Below are 2493 nucleotides of genomic sequence, written 5' to 3' on the forward strand. Positions count from 1 at the left end.
AACACCTCGACCAGCGTCTTGAGGTCGGCGGCGTGGGTGGGGGCGAGGCAGTCGGCGGCGAGGGCGCGCCAGAACGGGGGGACGGCGGCGGCCAGTCGCAGGGCGGCGCGGCCTTCCGCGTACTGCTGGGCGGCGGCGCTGCGGGCGGTGGGGGTGACGCCGGGGAAGGGGCGGCCGCCGGCGGCGAAGACCTCGTGGATGACGATGCCGAGCGCCCAGATGTCCGCTGTGGTACGGACTTTGATGCCGTGTTCGCCGAGCGGTTCCGTCCAGCGTTCCGGCGGGAGGTAGTCGGGGGTGCCCATCGGGGAGCAGTGGCCGTGGGTGCCGGTGAGTTCGATGGCGAGGCCGAAGTCGGAGAGGCGGACCTCGCCGTCGGCGCCGATGAGGACGTTCTCCGGTTTGAGGTCGGTGTGGACCCAGCCGGAGCGGTGCAGGTGGGCGAGGCCTTCGCAGATGCCGGTGACGATCCGGGCGCCCTCGGCCTCGTCGACGCCGAGGGCGAGCAGGTCGCGCAGGGTGCACCGGGCGCGTTCCATGACGAGGACGATCGCGCCGTCGAGGGTGGGCTGGTCGGGGGCGGCCAGGACGAGGGTGTCGAGCAGCCGGACCAGTCGGGGGTGCGGGGCGGTGCGGCCCAACTCGGTTTCGCGGCGGGCGGCTTCGGCGACCTGGCGGGCCTGGCGGGGGGCGAGTCCGGCGGTCGGCAGCACCTTGAGGGCGACCGTGCCGTCCGCGTCGTCCGCGCGGCCGGCCCCGCCGTCGGCCCGGCGGGCGGCGTAGACCGTCGCCCAGCCGCCCTCGCCGAGCAGCCCGGTGACGGTCCACTCGCCGACCCGGTGGCCGGCCGGCAGCAGTTCCTCGCCGTCCCCGGGGAAGTCCTGCTCGGGGACGGCCTCGCTGGGGACGCCCTCCCTCGGGACGGCCTCCCCGGGAAGGGCCGGGTCTTGCGGCATCTCCGCCCCTCCCTACCGTCCGGTGCGGGCGGGTTCGGGGGCCGGCAGGAGCGCGAGGTGTTCCTCGCGGACGATGCCGAACTTCAGGGCGAGCCCCACCACGGCCTCGCGTTTGCCGCTGCGGCGGTCCGCGCGGTCGCCGTCGGGCAGGTCGATGCGGAGCTTCTCGTCGGCGAGGTAGTCGAGGTGCGAGCTGACGGCGCGGGCGGTGAGCCGGGCGCAGGCGGGGTGGCCGTGCAGCCGGGCGACCACCTGCGGGGTGGTGGGGACGGCGGCCGGGGAGCGGTCGCGCAGCCACGGTTCGCAGAGTGCGACCAGGACCAGGAAGTAGGTGGCGGTCTCGTCCAGCGAGTACGCCGTCATGGTGCGGCTCTCCCGGGAGCCGCCGTGGGCGTCCGGGTCCAGGTAGACGTGGTCGGGCGCGAACACCTGGAAGGAGAGCGGGGTTTCCCGCCGGGAGGGCAGCACCACCCGGGAGAACTCGAAGGGGATCGGCGCGCCGATCCGCCGTGGCGGCACCCGCAGGTACTCGCCGGCGCCCTCCGGGTTCTCCACCAGGTAGGCGTGGGTGTTGCTGAGGTTGCTCAACTGCCAGTGGTCGTCGGTCGCGTGGATCTCACCGGCCAGTCGGGAGACCGTCTCGTCGCCGAGGCGCAGCTCCACGGGGATGCGGGCGGAGCCCCGGCCGAAGCGGGCCCGTTCTCCCGGACCGAGCCGTAAGGTCACCGTGTCGTCGCCGTTCCCCTCCGGCAGGTGGACGACAATCCCGCTCACCGCTCCTCCGTCCCGCGCACCGCTCCCCCGTTTCGCGCGCCGGCTCTTGCCGGACGGACGAACGGTACCTCTTCGCGTACGACAATAAACCGGATGCCGCAGGCTACTTGACAAAGCGGGAGCGGAGGGTACAGGCGTTCGGTCAGCGCATCGACGCCCCCGAACGCACGGGTGCCACCGCACCCATCGGCGCCCCCGAACGCAGCGGCGCCACCGGCCGGTCGCCGAAGGCGGCCCACGGCCGCCAGCCGCCACCGGGCCGGTCCTGGACGCGGGTGCGGACCCGGCCGTCCTCGGCCACCGCGAAGACGTGCAGCCGCCCGGTGGAGTCGGCCGCGGCCGAGGGCGGCGCCGCGAGCACCAGGCCGGGCTCGCCGAAGTCCTCGCCGAGCACGTCCGTCGGTGCCCAGGCTCCGGCGGGCGCCGACTGCCAGCGGTGGGCGAGGCGTTCGCCGCCCGGGGAGAGGGTGAAGGCCTCCAGTCGGCCGTCCGAGCCGGCGATCGCCGGCGGCGCGGCGGTGGACCAGCCGAGCAGCGGCTGCCAGGCGTCCCAGCCCCCGCTGGGCACCGACTGGCGGCGGTGGAAGGCGGCCGTGCCGGACGGGGCGATCGCGGTGACGTTCAGCCGCCCGGTGCCGTCACGGGCCACCCTGGGCGCAGCCCCGGCGGGCGTCCCGAAGCGCTCCCAGGCGGACCAGGCGCCGCCGGGCGTGGTCTGCCAGCGGTGCAGCAGCGCGGCGCCGCCGGGCGCGAGCGCGAACAC

At 75.6% G+C, this 2493-nt stretch carries 2 protein-coding genes and 1 pseudogene; all 3 read right to left on the bottom strand.

All coding sequences use genetic code 11. From position 1 onward, the window contains the following. On the bottom strand, positions 1–956 hold a 956-nt coding region (locus AE652_RS39445; RefSeq protein ID WP_159028704.1), incomplete at its 3' end, for a serine/threonine-protein kinase. A 12-nt stretch (positions 957–968) separates the two neighbouring features. Beyond that, a complete protein-coding gene (locus AE652_RS39450; protein ID WP_181970501.1) occupies positions 969–1730 on the bottom strand; it encodes a serine/threonine protein kinase in 762 nt (253 codons plus the stop codon). Positions 1731–1872: 142 nt separating this feature from the next. Further along, positions 1873–2493, bottom strand: a pseudogene (locus AE652_RS39455) (glycosyl hydrolase family 32); the annotation flags it as partial.

The sequence above is a fragment of the Kitasatospora sp. MY 5-36 genome, assembly GCF_001182915.1.
Classification (GTDB): domain Bacteria; phylum Actinomycetota; class Actinomycetes; order Streptomycetales; family Streptomycetaceae; genus Kitasatospora.